At 66.7% G+C, this 18781-nt stretch carries 19 protein-coding genes; 15 read left to right on the forward strand and 4 right to left on the reverse strand.

All coding sequences use genetic code 11. The annotated features are described in order from the left end of the window. Positions 1 to 3: 3 nt before the first annotated feature. Complete coding sequence (locus tag GMOLON4_RS13450; protein WP_026937543.1) at positions 4 to 1002, reverse strand: o-succinylbenzoate synthase; 999 nt, start codon at positions 1000 to 1002, stop codon at positions 4 to 6. A 166-nt stretch (positions 1003 to 1168) separates the two neighbouring features. On the opposite strand from GMOLON4_RS13450, the gene GMOLON4_RS13455 reads away from it, so the two are divergent. The 7 genes from GMOLON4_RS13455 to tatA all read left to right on the forward strand — a co-directional run bounded on the left by GMOLON4_RS13455 (position 1169) and on the right by tatA (position 6880). Next, complete coding sequence (locus GMOLON4_RS13455) at positions 1169 to 1801, forward strand: hypothetical protein (protein ID WP_146137514.1); 633 nt, start codon at positions 1169 to 1171, stop codon at positions 1799 to 1801. Beyond that, the gene (locus tag GMOLON4_RS13460; RefSeq protein WP_051267174.1) at positions 1771 to 2604 is read left to right on the forward strand and encodes a PKD domain-containing protein; all 834 of its coding nucleotides are present in this window, start codon (positions 1771 to 1773) and stop codon (positions 2602 to 2604) included. Before GMOLON4_RS13455 ends, GMOLON4_RS13460 begins: the two co-directional genes overlap by 31 nt. Before the next feature lie 101 nt (positions 2605 to 2705). Beyond that, positions 2706 to 3131, forward strand: coding sequence for a hypothetical protein (locus GMOLON4_RS13465; protein ID WP_026937545.1), 426 nt, complete (start codon positions 2706 to 2708; stop codon positions 3129 to 3131). 43 nt (positions 3132 to 3174) lie between these two features. Beyond that, positions 3175 to 4086 carry a 1,4-dihydroxy-2-naphthoyl-CoA synthase gene (locus GMOLON4_RS13470; protein ID WP_026937546.1) on the forward strand — a complete coding sequence of 304 codons (912 nt, stop codon included), beginning with the start codon at positions 3175 to 3177 and terminating at the stop codon, positions 4084 to 4086. Positions 4087 to 4195: 109 nt separating this feature from the next. Beyond that, entirely contained in the window at positions 4196 to 5518 is a 1323-nt protein-coding gene (locus GMOLON4_RS13475) for an AMP-binding protein (RefSeq protein WP_051267175.1), read from the forward strand. Positions 5519 to 5588: 70 nt separating this feature from the next. Further along, the gene (locus tag GMOLON4_RS13480; RefSeq protein WP_026937547.1) at positions 5589 to 6539 is read left to right on the forward strand and encodes a 1,4-dihydroxy-2-naphthoate polyprenyltransferase; all 951 of its coding nucleotides are present in this window, start codon (positions 5589 to 5591) and stop codon (positions 6537 to 6539) included. Between the two features lie 182 nt (positions 6540 to 6721). Beyond that, a complete protein-coding gene (gene tatA / locus GMOLON4_RS13485; RefSeq protein ID WP_084147614.1) occupies positions 6722 to 6880 on the forward strand; it encodes a twin-arginine translocase TatA/TatE family subunit in 159 nt (52 codons plus the stop codon). Positions 6881 to 6897: 17 nt separating this feature from the next. Here the strand turns inward: tatA and GMOLON4_RS13490 are convergent, their stop codons facing one another. Continuing rightward, positions 6898 to 7293 (reverse strand): DUF4229 domain-containing protein, encoded by a 396-nt coding sequence (locus tag GMOLON4_RS13490; RefSeq protein WP_051267177.1) that lies wholly within the window; start codon positions 7291 to 7293, stop codon positions 6898 to 6900. Between the two features lie 64 nt (positions 7294 to 7357). Here GMOLON4_RS13490 and GMOLON4_RS13495 point away from each other — a divergent pair, with 64 nt between their 5' ends. Genes GMOLON4_RS13495 through GMOLON4_RS13505 form a run of 3 tightly spaced genes read left to right on the forward strand, consistent with a single transcriptional unit; the run spans position 7358 to position 10817 of the window. Then, positions 7358 to 7843 carry a PLD nuclease N-terminal domain-containing protein gene (locus tag GMOLON4_RS13495; protein ID WP_051267179.1) on the forward strand — a complete coding sequence of 162 codons (486 nt, stop codon included), beginning with the start codon at positions 7358 to 7360 and terminating at the stop codon, positions 7841 to 7843. Next, a complete protein-coding gene (locus GMOLON4_RS13500; RefSeq protein WP_026937548.1) occupies positions 7840 to 9840 on the forward strand; it encodes a thiamine pyrophosphate-binding protein in 2001 nt (666 codons plus the stop codon). The genes GMOLON4_RS13495 and GMOLON4_RS13500 overlap by 4 nt, the downstream gene beginning before the upstream one ends. Before the next feature lie 59 nt (positions 9841 to 9899). After that, positions 9900 to 10817: a PPK2 family polyphosphate kinase gene (locus GMOLON4_RS13505; RefSeq protein ID WP_051267181.1), complete on the forward strand. Its 918-nt coding sequence runs from the start codon at positions 9900 to 9902 to the stop codon at positions 10815 to 10817. Between the two features lie 7 nt (positions 10818 to 10824). Here GMOLON4_RS13505 and GMOLON4_RS13510 read toward each other — a convergent pair whose 3' ends face one another. Continuing rightward, positions 10825 to 11529 carry a Crp/Fnr family transcriptional regulator gene (locus GMOLON4_RS13510; RefSeq protein ID WP_026937549.1) on the reverse strand — a complete coding sequence of 235 codons (705 nt, stop codon included), beginning with the start codon at positions 11527 to 11529 and terminating at the stop codon, positions 10825 to 10827. 113 nt (positions 11530 to 11642) lie between these two features. On the opposite strand from GMOLON4_RS13510, the gene GMOLON4_RS13515 reads away from it, so the two are divergent. Next, positions 11643 to 11876, forward strand: coding sequence for a heavy-metal-associated domain-containing protein (locus GMOLON4_RS13515; RefSeq protein WP_026937550.1), 234 nt, complete (start codon positions 11643 to 11645; stop codon positions 11874 to 11876). A gap of 24 nt (positions 11877 to 11900) precedes the next feature. Further along, positions 11901 to 13919 (forward strand): heavy metal translocating P-type ATPase, encoded by a 2019-nt coding sequence (locus tag GMOLON4_RS13520; RefSeq protein WP_026937551.1) that lies wholly within the window; start codon positions 11901 to 11903, stop codon positions 13917 to 13919. A gap of 77 nt (positions 13920 to 13996) precedes the next feature. On the opposite strand, the gene GMOLON4_RS13525 is transcribed toward GMOLON4_RS13520, so the two are convergent. Continuing rightward, positions 13997 to 15322 carry an isochorismate synthase gene (locus GMOLON4_RS13525; RefSeq protein ID WP_084147615.1) on the reverse strand — a complete coding sequence of 442 codons (1326 nt, stop codon included), beginning with the start codon at positions 15320 to 15322 and terminating at the stop codon, positions 13997 to 13999. Positions 15323 to 15469: 147 nt separating this feature from the next. Here GMOLON4_RS13525 and ubiE point away from each other — a divergent pair, with 147 nt between their 5' ends. The 3 genes from ubiE to GMOLON4_RS13540 are packed head-to-tail and all read left to right on the forward strand — an operon-like array spanning position 15470 to position 18753. Further along, the gene (gene ubiE, locus GMOLON4_RS13530) at positions 15470 to 16201 is read left to right on the forward strand and encodes a bifunctional demethylmenaquinone methyltransferase/2-methoxy-6-polyprenyl-1,4-benzoquinol methylase UbiE (RefSeq protein WP_026937553.1); all 732 of its coding nucleotides are present in this window, start codon (positions 15470 to 15472) and stop codon (positions 16199 to 16201) included. Continuing rightward, on the forward strand, positions 16198 to 17319 hold the full coding sequence (locus GMOLON4_RS13535; protein ID WP_026937554.1) for a polyprenyl synthetase family protein: 1122 nt from the start codon (positions 16198 to 16200) through the stop codon (positions 17317 to 17319). Before ubiE ends, GMOLON4_RS13535 begins: the two co-directional genes overlap by 4 nt. 57 nt (positions 17320 to 17376) lie before the next feature. After that, positions 17377 to 18753 (forward strand): FAD-dependent oxidoreductase, encoded by a 1377-nt coding sequence (locus GMOLON4_RS13540; RefSeq protein ID WP_026937555.1) that lies wholly within the window; start codon positions 17377 to 17379, stop codon positions 18751 to 18753. Positions 18754 to 18781 lie beyond the last annotated feature (28 nt).

Raw genomic sequence — 18781 nt, forward strand, 5'->3', positions numbered from 1 at the left:
CACCTACGCTTCCGCGCGTGCCACGAGAACTTCGTGGCACGCGCGGATTCGTTCGTGCCACCACTTTTCTCGCTCGGCGGATGCGCGATACTCGCGCAGCAGCGACTCCCGCGGCAGCGCCACCTCAAGCGAGACCCGGCCGTTCTTCGGCCTGCGAGGCTCGGCCAGCACATCCGCAGCGAACAGCGAGACCGTGCCGAGCCCTGCCGCGAAGCGCGGTTCAGGTAGCCGTGCGGCGAGCTGCGCCCCCATGACAATCCCGACCGAGGTATCAAGCGCGCTCGACACCGTCGCGGTGAGCCCCGCATCCTTGACCACCCTGGCCGCGTTGCGGATGCCGCCGAGCGGCTGCACCTTGACGATCACGTGGTCGGCAGCGCCGGCCCGAGCGACGGCCAGCGGGTCGGTCGCCTTCCGAACCGATTCGTCGGCCGCAATCCGGGTGCCGAGATCCCGGATGCGCTGCCGCAGCTCCGCGAGCTCCGGCACGGTCGCAACCGGCTGTTCCGCGTATTCGAGGGTGATGCCGAGCTTCGCGATCTCGCGTAGCGCGTGCTCCGCCTCGTCGAGCTGCCAGCCCGCGTTCGCGTCAATTCGCAGGGATGCTTCGGGCAGCGTCGCCGCGACGGCCTCGATTCGCGCGAGGTCGTCTGCGAGGGTTTGGCCGCGCTCGGCGACCTTCACCTTGACGGTCCGACAGCCGTCGAACCGGGCGAGGACGCCCGGGACTTCCTCCGGACGCACCGCCGGAACCGTGGCATTCACATCGACCCACCCCGCGCAGAGCCGCTCCAGCGTGGGATCGAAGCCGTACTCGATCGCGGCGGTGAGCCAATTGGCGGACTCCTCCGCGTCGTATTCGAGGAAAGGCGAAAACTCGCTCCACGCCCAGGTGCCCTCGATGATCGCGGCCTCGCGCTGCGTCACTCCCCGGAACTTCGTGTTGAGCGGCAGCGACACGATGCGGGTGCGATCGAGCAGGTCGGGGAGCGAAGGCAACATGGCCTCCATCTTGCCGGATCGAGGTGCTGTGGCCACGAGGAATCTCGGTTTATGAGCTGGCCGTGCGCTGTGGATAACTCTCGGTCGGTCTGCAGTGCGGTCGTTATAGTCAGCGGGTCGGTCGGCACTCGCCGAGCGTGTCGCCAATGAAGGGTCAAGGATGCACATGGTTCGCAGCGAGGATCAGCGCGGGAACTGGCGCCTGGGCGACCGCGGAGTTGTCGGCCGCGGGGCTGTCGGCGTGGCCGGGCTGCTGTTGGCGGTCGGGATGCTCGCTGGATGCGCCGATGCGTCAACCGAGAGTGGCGAGACTACTGCGCCGGTTGAGTCGGTTGAAGCCGATGCGACTACTGCCGTGCCCGTCGAGTCGGCACCGGAACTCACGGACGAGGAAGCGCTGCAGATCGCGGTGGAGACCTATGAGGAGTATCTGGCGATAAGCGGCGAGTTGATTGACTCCCAGGGCGACAGCTTTGCTGACCTCGAAGCCATCACGACACCGAACATGAGCGAAGGAAACCAAGCTGCCCTCGAACAATCGACATCCGGTGAATTCACGACAGAAGGCGTAATTCCAGTCATCAAGAGTGAACTCGTTCAGAAGACTTCAAGCGAGATTGACATTCTGCTTTGCCTGGATTTATCGCAGTCAAAAACTCTTGATGCGAATGGCCAACAGGTTGGGCCAGACCGCACAGGCCTGACGAATGCAGTCGATGTTCGAGTCGTAAACACGGATGGGGCATTCAAAGTGGACAGGAGTGACCAATGGACGCAATCCGAATTCTGTTCGGCGTGATTCTCGCGAGTGCTTTTGTAGCCATTGGGCCAGTTCAGGCGTTGGCCGATGGGGATGTCTGTAACGGTGGCAGTTCATGGTTCGACGGCTGCACCAGCAACAACGGCTCATCCGTCTCCGTCGAGTACAACCAGACTTACGAAGCCCCACCCTCGAGTGGCGGCTACGACACCAGCTATGACTCCGGCTACAGCGACAGCTCAAACTCGAGCTCCAACTCAGGCGGCGGAGGCACCGGCACCTGCACGATCATCGCCGGGCAGAATGCCGATCGTTGCCAGGCATTCATCCAGCGTCCGGGAGCGCCGAGCGCAGGCGGAGCGGGCGGGCCGTCGGGGCCGGTGCTTCCCGCATCCTTCTCGGTTAGCGACATCCTCGAGATCGCACCGAGCACCCCGAACCTCTCCATGGAACCGAACGGCTGGGGCGTCCTCGGCCAGCCCGTGAACTTCTGGGTTGACGCCGAGACCCACCGCCAAGACGGCACGCTGCTCGACCTCCCAGTGCAGGTGCAGTTCACACCGCAGTCGGTGCGCTGGGACTTCGGCGACGGCAACGGCTGGTCGACCGAATCACTCGGCTCGAGCTGGGCGGAGCAGGGCCTGCCCGAACTCTCCGACACCGCCACGAGCCACCGCTACACCGAGCGCGGCACCGTGACGGTCACCGCCACAGTCTCGTACTCGGCGGTAGTGTTCATCGCGGGCACGAGCATCCCGGTCACCGGCGCCGTCACGTCAACTTCTGCCGGAATCTCCTTCGAGCTCTTCGAGCAGTCCACAGTTCTGACACTCGATCCCTAAAAACGACTGATCAGGGGAGCGGGACAAGACGAGTTTCAGGTCGCTAGACTGACGAGATGCAGCGCCGCTGCAATCCCATTCATTGAAGGATTTTGCGCCAGATGACGACCGAGAGCCTCTCGAGCAACAGCCGTGCACCGGAGTTCCGCCATGCGAGCGAGATTCCTTTGTCGTTGCCGGAGCAGATGCTCACCCCGCTGCGCTGGAAGGTCGGGCACTGGGCGCTCTTCGGCGCCATGCTGACGCTCATCGCGGACATCATCGCGCTGCTCTACATCTTTAACTTCTTCGGCATCGAGCGGCAGTTTGAGATCGAAATGTGGATTCTGATCGCCGGCATCCTCGGGTTCGCGAGCATCACCGCATCCCTCTATGCCATCTTCTTCAAGTCGGGCCGCGGCACGGGCATTGTCGCGCTCATCGCATCCTTCATCATCGGCGGCGCGCCAGCGTGGCTGTTCGGCAACACGATTATCCAGCTCATCATCAACGGCGGCACGCTGCCGGATGCGCCGATCAACTGGTAGCAGCCCGAGCCGAACCGCTCCGCGAGACGATACCGTTAGGCCTATGAGCAACGAGACCGTTTCAGACACGTTCGACCCGTCGCGTTGGCGCGAGGTCGAGGGCTTCAACTTCGAAGACATCACGTACCACCTCGACACGACCGGACGCATCGCCCGAGTCGCGTTCGACCGGCCCGAAGTCCGAAACGCGTTCCGCCCGCAGACCGTCGACGAGCTCTACCGCGCGCTCGACAACGCCCGCCAGAACTCCAAGGTCGGCGTCGTTCTCCTCACCGGTAACGGCCCGAGCCCCAAGGACGGCGGCTACGCCTTCTGCTCGGGTGGCGACCAGCGCATCCGCGGCCGCGACGGGTACCAGTACGCCGAAGGCGAGACCGCCGACACCGTCGACCCGGCCCGCTCGGGGCGCCTCCACATCCTCGAGGTGCAGCGACTCATTCGCTTCATGCCGAAGGTCGTCATCTCGCTCGTCAACGGCTGGGCCGCGGGCGGCGGGCACTCGCTCTACGTCGTGACCGACCTGTCGGTCGCCTCGCGCGAGCACGCGCAATTCAAGCAGACGGATGCGGACGTCGGTTCCTTCGACGCGGGTTACGGTTCCGCCTACTTCGCGAAGCAGGTCGGCCAGAAGTTCGCGCGCGAGGCATTCTTCCTCGCCGAGACCTACGATGCCCAGCGCGCCTACGAAATGGGCGCTGTCAACCGCGTCGTGCCGCACGCGGAGCTCGAGGCTGAGGGCATCCGCATGGCGGAGACGATCCTCGGCAAGTCGCCCACGGCGATCCGGATGCTCAAGTACGCGTTCAACGCGGTTGATGACGGGCTCGTCGGACAGCAGATCTTCGCCGGCGAGGCGACCCGCCTCGCGTACGGCACCGACGAGGCCGTCGAGGGCCGGGACTCGTTCCTGCAGAAGCGCGACCCCGACTGGTCTTCTTTCCCCTACCACTACTAGAAATGACTCGATCGGTGAGTAGTCGCGGAGCGACGTATCGAACCGGAGCTGGCTTCGATACGCCGACTGCGTCGGCTACTCAACCAGCGTTCAACACGAAAGGGCAGAAATGGCTCGCGAATTGATCTCTATTTCGGCGGATGATCCGCTGGCCGTCTTGCGCGCCCTCGAGGATGCGATGGTCGGTTCCGGCCCCGCGATCCTGCCGGTGCCGGGGGAAGTCGCGGCGGAGCACATCCAGCTTCCCGGGATCCCCGACGACGCGCCACAGGACGTCGTCGCGGTGATCGAGACGAGTGGCTCAACCGCGACGCCGAAGCGCGTGATGCTCACCGCCCGCTCGCTGCGCGCATCCTCCTCGGCCACCTACGAGCGACTCGACAAGCTGGCCGCCAAGCGCGGCATCAACGTCGAGGAACAGTTCCCGACGCGGCAGTGGCTGCTCGCGCTGCCCGCGCACTACGTCGCGGGCCTGCAGGTGCTCGCGCGCTCGCTGCAGGCGGGCACCCGGCCGGTCACCTACACCGCGGAGCACTTCGACGTGCTGTACTTCGAAGAAGTCGCGGCACAGATGGACGGCGACCGCCGATACGTCTCGCTCGTGCCCGTGCAGCTGCAGCGGCTCGTCGAGGCCGTCAAGAACGAGGACGACTTTACGTTCATCGAGCGCGAGCGCATCTCGGCCCGCATGGGCCGCTTCGACGGCATCCTCGTGGGCGGTCAGGCCGTGCCGCCGCACATCGTGAAGGCCGCGCGTGAGCTCGGCTGGGCCGTCGTGCTCACCTACGGCTCGAGCGAGACCTCGGGCGGATGCGTCTACAACGGCGTGCCCCTTCGCGGCGTGACGGCGCGGGTCGAGCAGGGCGAAATCTGGCTGGCGGGCCCGGTGCTCGCCGCCGGCTATCTCGACGATCCAGAGCGCACGGGCGACACGTTCGTCGAGGCCGACGGGCAGCTCTGGTATCGCACGAACGACACCGGCACCGTCGAGCCGCCCTTCGACCCGACTGCCGCGCGCGGCGGCGAAAGCAGCCAGCGGGTGTCGGTGACGGGGCGCCGGGACAACGTCATCAATTCGGGCGGCATCAAGGTCAACCTCGACGAGGTCGAACGCGCACTCCACCAGCGGCCGGGCTTCGAGGATGCGGTCGCGGTGCCGCTCGCAAGCAAGGAATGGGGCGAATCGGTCGCCCTCGCGATCACGAACCGGGGCGCCGACGAGGCGCAGCTGCTCGTCGAGGCCACCGAGGCGGTCGTGTTTCTCGGCCCAGCCGCGCGACCGGTGCGATGCATCCAGCTGGATGCGGTGCCACGACTTGCGAGCGGCAAGCCGGACCGAGTGCGAATCGCGCACGTCGTGGCGATGACCGTGCTCGAGGAGCGCGAGGCGAGCGAGAGCTCGGCGGCCGGCGAAGGGGCCGCTGACTCTTAAGGCCGGGGCAGCCCGGTTCGGGGACGCGGGCGCACGCGCCAAAGTTTCGTGAACGCCTAGACTCTGACTCGTGGCGAAACAGAAGTCGAACAACCCTACCCAGCGTCCGAACAAGGCCAAGGGCAAGCAGGGCAAGCCAACCATCGGCGATTGGATTGAGGGCGCGCGCCTGCGCACGCTGCCGCTCGCGCTCGTGCCGGTGATCCTTGGTACTGCCTCGGCCGTCGCCGCCGTCCCGGGGGAGTTCCACTGGATCCGCGCGCTGGGCGCCCTCGTGGTCGCGCTCGCGCTGCAGATCGGCGTCAACTATTCGAACGATTACTCCGACGGCATTCGTGGCACCGACGACTATCGGGTCGGCCCGCCGCGCCTGACCGGCTCGGGCCAGGTGAACCCCAAGACGGTCCGGAACGTCGCCTTCGCGTTCTTCGGCATCGCCGCGGCGGCTGGCCTCGCACTCGCGATCGCAACCCAGCAGTGGTGGCTCCTCGCTGTCGGCGCCGCGGCGATCATCGCGGCCTGGTTCTACACCGGCGGCAAGCGGCCGTACGGATACGCGGGGCTCGGTGAGGTCTTCGTGTTCGTCTTCTTCGGCCTGGTCGCGACGGTCGGCACGACGTATGTACAGATCCTCACGGTGCCGCAGCACACCTGGGTCCTCGCCGTGGCCGCCGGCCTGTTCTCGTGCGCCGTGCTCATGGTGAACAACATCCGCGACCGGGAAACCGACGTCCTCGCGAGTAAGAAGACGCTGGCTGTGCGCGTCGGGCTGCGTGGCTCGCGCATCCTGTTCGGCCTGTTCGCACTGCTGCCGTTCGTCGCGACGATCCTGTTCGGGCTGCTGTACCCGAACACCTTCTTCTCGTTCTTCGCGTTGCTGCTGATTGGTCCTGCAGTGGTCATCACCTCGACCTCGACGGCCGCGAAGGACCTCATCCTGGCGCTGAAGCTGACCTCGCTTGGGGCGCTCCTGTGGGCCGTGCTGATGGCGTTCGGGCTCTGGATTCCGGCGTTTAGTTAGCGCTGCGGGGTTGAGCCCGCGCTGCGGTCTAGCGCAGGCGGGCACTGCGGGTATATCGTCTACTTCGCCGTGCGCGTCGACCGATCGACCACACCGACGGGCACAGCTGCGCTTACCGGTGGCGGTGAAGGAAATTCGAGGTCGCTCGAAGCCCTTGAACTAGTAGCGTGGAAGGCCCTCGCATGATTCAAAACCTCAACGGCTGGCACGCCATCATCGTGCTCGTCATCATCGTGCTCATCTTCGGGGCAAACAAACTGCCCCAGCTGGCGCGCAGCGTGGGGCAGTCGATGCGGATCTTCCGCGAAGAGATCAAGGCCGGTAAGCGCGACGACGAGTAGTCGCGCAGGGCGCTGCCTTACTTCTTGTCTTCGGGCTCTGCGTCTGGCTCGGCCTGGGCTGCAGCATCGTCGGCGACGTCTTCGGGCGCGGCATCCGCGGCCTCGGTCCCCGAACCGTCCGCGTCATCAATCTGCGCGTCGATGTCCGCGTCCTCCTCGATGTCCATCGGTCGGGGCTGCTCATTCTTCGCGGCCCTCGCCTCCGCGCGCTCCTGCATCTGTGCGGCGAGCGCCATGCGCTCGCGGTACAGGAAGATCTGTGAAATCGAGAGGCTCACGATCGCGCCGACGATCACGCCGACCAGCCAGTTCCACTGCCAGCCCGGTAGTACGAGCATGATGATCGCGAACGGAACAATGAAGGCCAGCAGCCGTACGAGAACGTATACGAACCAGGCGCGGGAAGTTTTCATCCCTTCAGTCTACGAAAGTCCCTTGTCGGCAAGGGCCAGGCTTCGGCGTCTAGACTGAACTCCTATGTCCCGCGCACTCATTCTCGGTATCGTCGTCGCCGTAGCCCTTACCGTCTACGCGATTGTTGATTGCGCCATGTTTGATGCGAAACGCACCAAGGTGATGCAGAAGCCGATCTGGTTGGTGGTCATCTTGCTCGTGCCGGTGATCGGTCCGTTGCTGTGGATGTTCATCGGCAAGGGGAGCAGCGACGACAAGGCCGCAACTGGCCAGCACGTCATCCCGGACGACATCAACTACATCAGCGATCCGAAGACGGAACGCGAGCACGACTCCCGCATCGCCGAGCTCGAAGAGCAGATGCGCCTTCTCGACGAAGAGATTGAGCGCGACCGCCAGAGCACGATGCGCAATCATCCTTCGAACCACCAGACCGGCGCAATCCCCACCGTGACGCCGGACGAGGAAGACAACCCCGACGCCGAGACCGAGAAGCCAAAGACGAATGGCGAGGCAAACGGCAGCGACGACGAGGGCCGACGCAAGTGAGCCCGGCGGGGCCGTCTTCCCCCGCCCTCGCCGCGGCGACCGAACTCCTCGTCGCCGCAGTGAACGGCGGAGTGCGCGATATCGTCGTGTGCCCGGGCTCGCGCTCGCAGTCGCTGGCGCTCGTCGCCGCTGAGCTCGAGCGCATCGGCGCGGTCCGCCTGCACGTGCGCATCGACGAGCGGTCGGCCGCGTTCTTCGCGCTCGGTATCGCTCGGGAATCGGGCAAGCCGGTGCCAGTCATCACGACCTCGGGCACCGCGGTCGCGAACCTCGGGCCGGCGATGCTCGAGGCGCACCACGCGGGTGTGCCGCTCGTGGCGCTCACGGCCGACCGTCCCGCCGAGCTCATGAACACCGGTGCGAACCAGACCACCCGTCAGCCCGGCCTGTTCGGCGACCTCGTGCCGCACACGTCCCTATCCGCGCCGGACGGCAGCGAGGCCTCGCTCGCCCTGGCGCGCGACGCCGGAGCGGCGCTCGCGGATGCGCGGGTCGCCTGGCACCTCAACGTCGCCTTCCGCGAGCCGCTGTCGGATGCGGTGCCCGATTTGTCGGAGCGCGTCACGGTTCGAATCGGCGGCGAGGATGCGTCGGCTTTGATCGTCAGCTCAGATGCGGCGGAAGCGTGGCCGGGAGACGCCGGTGACCGGCGCATTCGAGCCGGGATGCCGGGCAAAGGCCTGCCCGCGGACCTCGCCGAGGCCATCGCGAAGGATCTCGCCGCCCACGCCCCCCGCGATCGCTCATTGAGTAGCACCGAAGGGGCGTATCGAAATGCGGGCGAGCCCTTCGATACGGCTTCGCCTACTCAGGGATCCTTCGATACGGCTTCGCCTACTCAGGGATCCCCGAACCGCACCGAATCGATCGACCCGGGCGAATGGCCAAACGCGCTCGTCGTCGCGGGTGACCGCGCGGGCCGCCTCGGCGAACACCTCGCGCACAAGGGCGGCTGGCCGCTCATCGCGGAAGTCTCGAGTGGCTCACGCTTCGGCCGGAATGTCATCGCCACCTACCGCGACCTCCTCGGCGAGAACAGTCCCATCCCCGCGTTGCGCGACGCGGTCGAGCTCGTGATCGTCGTCGGCCACCCGACGCTCAGCCGCGAGGTGCCCGCGCTGCTCAAGCGCGAGAGCATCCGCGTCATCGTCGTCGATCAGCCTGGCGTCCCGCCGTACCGCCCGACGTCAAACGTCGAGGCGGTCGACGAAGTTAAGGTGCTCGCGTTCGGCTCGACGATGTTCTCGAACGCCGACGAGCAGTACCTGCTCCGGAAAGAGGCGAAGCGCTGGCTACACGACTGGACGGCGGCCGACCACCAACTGCTTGTTGAGCGGGACTCCGACCCGGAGGCCCCGAACGTCGCGGCGTCGCGAAGCCAGGACTTCCGCGAACGCGCGCGCTTCGGCCGCGAAGAGCTCGCCGTCTCGCGCGAGAAGGTCACGCGCGAGATGCTCGCCGACTCGATCTGGCGGCTCACGTGGCCGCACGACCGACTCGTCGTCGCCGCATCTCGGCTCATCCGTGACCTCGACTCGCGGGTGCCGGGCAAGCGCATCCACGTGCACGCGAACCGCGGGCTTGCGGGCATTGACGGCACGATCGCCTCGGGGCTTGGCATCGCTCACGCTTCGCAGCACGGCGACGACCTCGCGGCCCACGCGGGGCAGACCCGCGTGCTGATCGGCGATGTCGCGTTCCTCCATGACGCAAGCTCGCTGCTCGTGGGCCAGGCAGGCGAGGATGCGCCGCGCATCCAAATCGTCGTCGGCAACGATGGCGGCGGGACGATTTTCGACTCCCTCGAGGTCGCGAAGACGGCCGATCGCGCATCCTTCGACCGCGTGCAATACACGCCGACGACCGCGAACATCCAGGCGATCGCGGAGGCTTACGGCTGGACGTATCGCCGCGCCGACACCCGCGGCAGCCTCGAGGAGGCGCTCACCGACGGCACGGCGCCGAGGATGGTCATCGAGGTCCCGCTCGATCGCTAGCGAGGCATCCCCGCGCGGCTCGGTGCACGTCCAGCCGCGCGGTTCTAGGCTCTGGATGCATGGGTAAGAACAAAGTGAACGTCAACCCGGATGCCGCTCGGCTCGAGCTGTTTGTCGGACCCGGATTCAAGCTTGCAAACATTGACCCCAGCTCGACGCCGGGATTCGAGGGCAGCAACGGCGACTCGAAGGAGATCGCGGAGCAGATCGCGAAGGAGCGTACCCCCGAGCTGGCCGACCTGCAGGAGCGCATGTACGCGCAGGCGCGGGCCGAGAAGCCGAATGCGCCGAGCGTCCTCGTCGTGCTGCAGGGCATGGATGCGTCGGGCAAGGGCGGCATCGTGCGGCACGTATTCGGGTCGGTCGATCCGCAGGGCCTGCAGATCACGTCCTTCAAGGCACCGACCGAGGAGGAGCGCGAACACGACTTCCTCTGGCGCATCGAGCCGCACGCGCCGAAGCCTGGATTCATCGGTGTGTTCGACCGCTCGCACTACGAGGATGTGCTGATTCAGCGGGTGCGCGAGTTCGCGCCGCCCGCGGAGATCGAGCGACGCTACGGCGCGATCGTCGAGTTCGAGCAGCGGCTCGTGCAGTCGGGCACGAAGGTGCTGAAGTTCATGCTGCACGTGAGCCCGGAGGAGCAGGAGAAGCGCCTGCGCGAGCGCATCGAGCGCCCGGACAAGCACTGGAAGTACAACACCGGCGACCTCGACGAGCGCGCCCTGTGGGGCGAATACGCCGAGGCCTATCAGATCGCCCTCGAGCGCACCTCGGTCGCGAACGCACCGTGGTGGGTCATTCCCTCCGATAAGAAGTGGTACGCGCGGCTCGCGATCAAGGCGATTCTGCTCCAGGCCATGCGGAACATGGAGCTCGAGTGGCCGGAGGTCGACCTCGATCAGGAGGCGGAGGAGGCACGCCTCGCGGAGTCCGCAAAGCTCCTACAGGAGTCGCTCGAGCGCACGCAGGGCTAGCTCGCCCCTAGTCCTCCGCGAGCGCGATCAGCGCATCCACATCGAGAATCGCGATCTCGCGCGGGGAGCGATTCTCGATGACCCCCTGATCCTGCAGCCGCCGAAGGTGTCGGCTCAGGGTCTCGGGGGTCGTACCCAGCACCGACGCGATGTCCTTCTTTGCGATGGGTAACGACACGAGAATCTCGCCGTTCGTCGGGCGGCTGTCGAGCGAGAGCAGGTAGGCGGCCACGCGCGCGGCGACGTCGTCGGAGGTGACCGACACGAGGCGCGCCTCCGTCTGTTCGAGCCGCTGGCTCACATCCTGCAGCATCTTGAGGCCGATCAATGGATACTCCTCGACGAGGGTCTGCAAATCCTCGTGCCGAAAGACGCACATGCTCCCCGCATCCAGTGCCTCGGCGAACTGCGTCGGCCGCCGGCCGGTGAGGAACTGCGATTCGCCGAGGAAATCGCCCGGGCCGATGATGCGCAAGATCTGTTCGCGGCCCTCGGAATCGATACGGAAGACCTTTACCGTGCCGGTGTGCACCACCATGAGCTCGGCGTCGGAGGAGCCCGCAGCCTGCACCGTATCGCCACGCGAGACCTGCCGCTGATTGGCCACCGAGGCGACCTTGAGCTGGTCCTCGTAGCTGAGGTTCTTGAAGATGGGCACCCGCGAGACGCAGAGATCTTCGCGCGCGGATGCGGGATGTACCTGCGTGCTCATGCATCCACCATAACTTGACGCGCGTCAAGGCGACCGGGCGGGCATTTTCCTAATCTGAGGGCAACATCAAAGCTCGCCAGGGGCCACCTGGCCAGGCAGGAAGGGAGTCTCAAATGTCTGCCGCAACCACCACCCACACCACCCTCCGCGCCGAGGGATTCTCGTGCCCGTCCTGTGTGACCAAGATCGAGAAGCGAGTCGGCAAGCTCGACGGCGTCGACGACGTCAAGGTGCACTTCGCCTCCTCGCGTATCGAGGTCGACCACGACGAGAGCAAGACCTCCGTCGACGACATCGTCGCCGCGGTCGATAAGGCGGGCTACAAGTCCGCACCGTCCGCGTTCTAGCGCCGTACCAAGAAAGGAATAATCATGAACACGCTGCAGCGATGGGTCTCGAGCAAATGGTTCGTGCCCATCGTCTCCGGCCTGCTGATTCTGCTTTCGTTTGGGGTGCAGTACATCGCCGGAGGTGCACTGAACCCCGTCCTGTCGCCGAAGTGGTGGCTGGATGCAGGGGCGCACGACACGCACGGTGGCGTCGCGTTCATGCTGTCCGACCTCTTAATGATCGCCGCGGCGGTCCTCGCGGGGTACCGCATCCTCGTCTCGGCGATCCGCGCGCTCACGACCGGCTTCATCGGCATCGACCTGCTCGTGTCCGTAGCCGCGATCGGCGCGATCATCATCGGCAACTTCTGGGAGGCGGCCGCGGTCACCTTCCTCTTCGCGATCGGCCACGCGCTCGAGGCCGCAACGCTCAATAAGACCCGCTCAGCACTCGCCGAGCTCGTCGCGGTTGCCCCCGACTCCGCCGTCGTCCTGCGGGACGGCGAGCAAGTCGAGGTACCCGCGGCGCAGGTGCGGATGGGCGAAATCGTGCTCGTGAAGAACGGCGCCAAGGTGCCGGTCGACGGGCAGGTCGTCTCGGGTACCGGCGCCATCGACGAGGCCTCGATCACCGGTGAATCCATCCCGGTGGAGAAGTCGAAGTCCGACCAGGTCTACGCGGGCACCGTCTCGCGGGGCGGGTTCCTGCAAGTGCTCGCCACAGGCATCGGCGCGGACACGACGCTCGCCCGAATCATCCACCGCGTCGAAGAGGCGCAGGATGCGAAGGCGAAGACCCAGACCTTCATCGATCAGTTCTCGCGCTGGTACACCCCCGGCGTGATGGTGCTCGCGCTCATCGCGGGCCTCATCACCGGCGACGTGGTGCTCGCACTCACGCTGCTCGTGATCGGTTGCCCCGGCGCACTTGTCATCTCGATCCCGGTCGCGATCGTGGCCGGTATCGGGCGCGCAGCGCGCAACGGCATCCTCATCAAGGGCGGCGAATACCTCGAGACCTCCGCGAAGATCTCCGCGGTAGCGGTCGACAAGACCGGCACGCTCACCGAAGGTCGCCCGCAACTCACCGACATCGTCGTGCTCGACGCTGCGCGTGAGGCAGGGTTCGATCGTACCCAGGTGCTCCGCTGGGCCGCGGCTGCGGAAGCCGGCTCCGAGCATCCCCTCGCCCGCCCGATTATCGAGACCGCGCAGGACGAAGGCGTGGGCCCCGAGGGCATCCCGGGAGAGGTCACCCCGGTGCCAGGTAAGGGCATCGTCACGGATGTGGACGGCACGCGAGTGCTGATCGGCAACGTGCCGCTCCTCGAGCAGTACGGCATCGAGCGGGATGCGCAGGCCGGCCGAGTCGCGAACGAGCTCGCCGCGGAGGGCGAGACGCCCATGATCGTCGCGGTGGAAGAGCGCGCCGTCGGTGTCGTCGCCGTCGCGGACCAGATCCGCGAGGACGCCGCCGAGATGGTCAAGCGGCTGCACGAAGCGGGTGTCGAAAAGGTCGTCATGCTGACCGGCGACACGCAGCTCGTCGCCGAGGCCATTGGTAAGGCGACCGGGATCGACGAGATCCACGCGTCGCTGTTGCCGGAAGACAAGCTGGATGCGGTGGCGAAGCTCCAGCGCGAGGGTCACACGGTGGCGATGGTCGGGGACGGCGTGAACGACGCACCCGCGCTCGCGACCGCCGATATCGGGGTTGCGATGGGCGCGGCGGGATCCGCCGTCGCGGTTGAGACCGCCGACATCGCGCTCATGGGCGACAACCTGCTCAAGCTGCCCGAGGCCATCGGGCTCGCGAAGCGCACCGTCAGCATCATGCGGCAGAACATTGCGATCGCGCTCATCACGGTTGTGGTGCTGCTCGCCGGAGTATTCCTCGGGGGCGTGACGATGTCCATCGGCATGCTCGTCCATGAGGGATCCGTGCTCGTCGTGATCGCCAACGCGATGCGGCTGCTGCGCAAGCCCCGCTCGGAGAGTGCACCGCAGGCCACGTCGAAGCGGGAGTCCACTTCGGTCCGCGACTCCGTCACTACCCAGTGACCCGTTCCGCCCGGTGAGTAGGCCGGAGGCCGTATCGAACCGCCCCTCGATGCGGCCTTCGGCCTACTCGGGGATCCCTACTCGGGAGCCTTCGGCGCGAGGGCCTCGGCGATCGGCCGGAACTTGGGGCCCGTCTCGGCGAACTCGTCGGCGGGCTCCGAACCTGCCACGATGCCACCGCCAGCGAAGGCGGTGACTCGACCATCCGCATCCACCTCGGCGCCGCGCAGCGCCACGACCCACTCGCCGTCGCCCGACGCCGACAGCCAGCCGGCTGGCCCGGCGTAGCGACGGCGATCGAACGGTTCGAGCTCATCGATCGCGGGCATCGCCTTCTGGCGCGGGGTGCCGCCGACCGCGGCGGTCGGGTGGAGGGCTTCGACGAGGTCGAGCACGCTCGAGCCGCTCGGCAGTGTCCCGCGAATATCGCTCGCGAGGTGCCACACATTCGGCAGCCCCAGGAGGAACGGCTCGGGGGATGCGGTGAGCCCGGTATCCGGGTCCTCGTGCGTGTCGAGTCGGCGGAGCGACTCAATGGCCGAGTCGATCGCGAACTTGTGCTCGGCCCGGTTCTTCGCCGAGTCGGCGAGCGCGCGCTTCGCCGCCGCGTCCGCCGCCTCGTCTGCACCGCGAGGGAGTGTCCCCGCGAGCACGCGCGCGGTCACCGAGCGGCCGAGGACCCGCACGAGCATCTCGGGGCTCGCGCCGATAAGCCCATCCACCGCGTACGTCCAGGTCTCCGGGTAGGCCTCGGCGAGGCGACGCACAATGTGGCGACGATCCGCATCCGCCCCGATATCACCGTGCTGATCGCGCGAGATCACGATCTTTGTGAACTCACCCTGACCGATGCGCGAGAGCGCGGCCTCGACCGCGGCGCGGTGTCGCTGCTGCGTCATTTCCCCGGGCTCCAGCGTCGTTTCCGCGACCGGGCCGTCCGGGATGATGAGCGGGAGCCGAACGGGCACCGTCGGCACCGGGCCGGAGGAATCGATCGAGTCGGTGACAGAAATTTCGGTGAGGAACGCGCGCCCGTCCACCCGGCCGATCACGAACTCGGGTATTTGCAGGACGCTGGGGGCAGCGGAAGTCGCCGCGAACGTGAAGGCACCGAAGGCGACCAGGCCCGAGCCAGGCACGCGCACCGCATCCTCGACCCTGCCGCTCGCGACTATCTCGGCCCACGCCTCGCGGGCGTCGTGGATGCGCCTCTCGCCTGAGAACTCGCCTCGCCACACACTGCCGCCACCGACGATGCCGTCCCCGCGGCGAAGCCAGACCGCGGGATTGCGGGGCTCGGCAAAGCGGAGCAGGTCGCCCGGGTCGCTGATCGGACGCGTGCGCGCACGGAGCCGTGGCAGCGCAGGCTCGGTCGACGCGGATCGGGGAACGTTCGTATTCACTGGGTGCCAGCCTACCCGCGCGCGTCGGGCATCCCGGGGTTTCGACGGGCTCAACCGTCGGGGCCGACGAGCTCAACCGTCGGACCCCGAGAAGCGCACTCAGTCGAAGCCTGCGCCGCACGATCGCGGCGACGTAGGATGGAGGGCGTGACTTCCGCCGATCTCGAAAAACGCCCCGCCGACGTGTCGAGTATGTTCGACCGCGTGTCGGGCCACTACGACCTCACCAACGACGTGCTGTCGGTCGGCGTGACCCCATATTGGCGCCTTAAGACGCGTCAGGAGATTGATCCGCATCCCGGACAGAAGGTCCTCGACGTGGCCTGCGGCACCGGCACTGTCTCGCGCATCCTCGCCGATCACGGCTCGACCGTGACCGGCCTCGATTTTTCGCAGGGGATGATCAACCAGGCCATCGAGCGCCACGGCGACCAGCCGAACATCACGTTCCAGCAGGGGGATGCCACCGACCTGCCGTTCGAGGACGACACCTTTGACGTCACCACGGTGAGCTTCGGCATCCGCAACGTGCAGGAACCGAAGAAGGCGCTCGCGGAAATGCTGCGTGTGACCAAGCCGGGTGGCAAGATTCTCGTGTGCGAGTTCTCGCATCCGACGAACGGGCTCGTACGCTGGGGCTACGACACGTACATGAACGTGGCGATGCCGGCGATCGTGAAGCTCGTGTCCTCCGACCCGGAGGCCTACGAGTACCTCTTTCAGTCGATCCAGGCGTGGCCCGAGCAGCGCGAGTTCGCGGCATGGCTGCGCGAGGTGGGTTACGAGAACGTCGCGCACCGCAACCTCACCTACGGCATCGTCGCACTGCACCGCGGCACGAAGCCCGCAAGCAACACCCCATCCCAGGAGATTCATTGACCGCCCAGTCTTCGGCAACCCGGCGACCTTCCCACGGCAATGTGGGGTCGGCGTTTGCAAAGGAGCTCTTCGGCCGCCCGGCCGAGCGCAAACTCAAGGCCAACATTGAAAAGGGCCTCGAGCGCGTCGAAACGGTGCTGAGCGATCAGGTTCAGTATGCCGACAAGGTCGCGCAGGTGACGACGACGTACCTGCTCGGTGCCGGCGGCAAACGACTGCGCCCGATGCTTGTGCTGCTGAGTGCGCAGCTCGGCCCGAACTCGGACAGCGACGCGGTGCTCACCGCGGCGGCCGCGACCGAGATCACGCACCTCGCGTCGCTCTACCACGACGACGTCATGGATGAGGCCACCCTGCGCCGCGGCGTCACCGCCGCGCACCTGCGCTGGAGCAACTCGATGGCGATTCTCGCCGGAGACCTGCTGTTCGCGCGTGCGTCGCAGATGTTCTCGCACCTCGGGCAGGATGCGATCCGCCTCCAGGCGACCGTGTTCGAGCGGCTCGTGCTCGGCCAGATGCACGAGACGATCGGCCCCGCCGAGGGCGAGGACCGCATCGACCACTACCTGCGCGTGCTGTCGGATAAGACCGGCTCGCTCATTGGCGCAGCCGCGGAATACGGTGTGATGCTTTCGGGCGCACCGCAGGCCTTTCGCGGTGCGCTGTCGGACTTCGGCGAGGGCATCGGTGTCGCGTTCCAGATCGTGGACGACGTGATCGACCTGTCGCCGACCTCCGAGAAGACCGGCAAGCTCGCGGGCACCGATCTTCGCGCGGGCGTCGAAACCCTGCCCGTGCTGCTGCTCGAGCGCCGCGCGAACGGCGGCGACGCCGACGCAGCGGACCTGCTCGAGCGCATCCGCACCCGAGTCGCGGGTACCGCGCCCGGCAGCGCCGACCAGTCGTTCGCCCGCGAGGAGCCCCGTGGGTCTGATGACCCGGCCGAGGTGGATGCGATCATCGCCGAGCTGCGCGAGCACGAGGTCTCGAAGGAGACGCTCGAGGCCGCCGAGACACACGTCGCGCGCGCGATCGAGTCGCTCGAGCCGCTGCCGAGCGGCGTCGTGAAAGAGGCGCTGCGCGAGTTCGCAGACCGCCTCATTAATCGCGACTTTTAGACCATTCACGGTTCTGCACAATTGCCGGGCGACCGTCCCGGAGCCACTGGAGGAGATATGTCGAAGCTTCGTGTTGCCGTCATCGGGGCAGGCCCCGCCGGAATCTACGCGTCGGACATCCTGCGTAAAGAGGCCGAAGGCACCCACGAGGTATCGATCGACCTCTTCGACCGGCTGCCCGCGCCCTACGGGCTCGTGCGCTACGGCGTCGCCCCCGACCACCCGCGCATCAAGGGCGTCGTGAGCGCGCTTCGCGGGGTGCTCGACACGGGCGGCATCCGCGTCTTCGGAAACGTCGACTTCGGTAGTGACATCACGCTCGAGGATCTCAAGGAGCGCTACAACGCCGTGATCTTCGCGACCGGCGCGATGCGGGATGCCCCGCTCAACATTCCGGGGATCGACGCGGAGGGCTCGTACGGGGCCGCCGACTTCGTGAACTGGTATGACGGCCACCCGGATGTGCCGCGCGAGTGGACCCTCGACGCCGAGCACGTCGCCGTGGTCGGCAACGGCAACGTCGCCCTCGACGTCGCGCGCGTGCTCGCGAAGCAGGCCGACGACATGCTGCCGACCGAAATTCCGACGAACGTCTATGAGGGGCTCAAGGCCTCGAAGGTGACGGACGTGCACGTCTTCGGTCGACGCGGGCCCTTGCAGGTGAAGTTCACGCCGCTTGAGCTGCGCGAGCTCGGAGAGGTGCCCGACTCCGACCTCATCGTCTACGAGGAGGATTTCGACCGCGATCCGGCGGCCGACGAGGAGTCGAAGCGTAACAAGCAGCTGCTCGTGATCAGCCGAATCTTCGGCAAGTGGCGCGAGCAGCAGGATGCGCTCGGGAACGCGAGCCGCCGCATCCACCTGCACTTCTGGTCGCGACCCGAAGCGGTGCTGACCAACGAAGCGGGCCGCGTCACGGGCATCCGGATGGAACGCACCGAGCCAGACGGCGATGGCGGGATCCGCAACACGGGCGAGATGCGCGACTACGAGGTGGGCCAGGTCTACCGCGCGGTGGGCTACTTCGGTTCGCCGCTCGAGGAGATTCCGTACGACCCCGTCAACGGCGTGATCCCGAACCACGGCGGTCGCGTCGTTGATGCGGCGGGCAACATCGTACCCGGCATGTTCGCGACCGGCTGGATTAAGCGCGGACCCGTGGGGCTCATCGGCCACACGAAATCCGACGCGAAGGAGACCATCGAGCACGTGCTCGCGGGGGAGTCGGGTTGGTGGCAGCCGACGATTACCAACGAGGACGAGATCGTCGAGCTGCTCGATGAGCGCAACGTTCGCTATACCGACCTCGAAGGCTGGCACAACCTGGATGCGCACGAGGTCGCCCTCGGCGAGCCGCAGGAGCGCGAGCGCGTGAAGGTCGTCGACCGCGAGGAGATGTTGGGTGTGTCCCGCGGCGAGGACTACTCCATCTAGCCGTTGGTGGCGCGGCAATGCCCACGTC

Source organism: Gulosibacter molinativorax, from assembly GCF_003010915.2.
GTDB lineage: Bacteria > Actinomycetota > Actinomycetes > Actinomycetales > Microbacteriaceae > Gulosibacter > Gulosibacter molinativorax.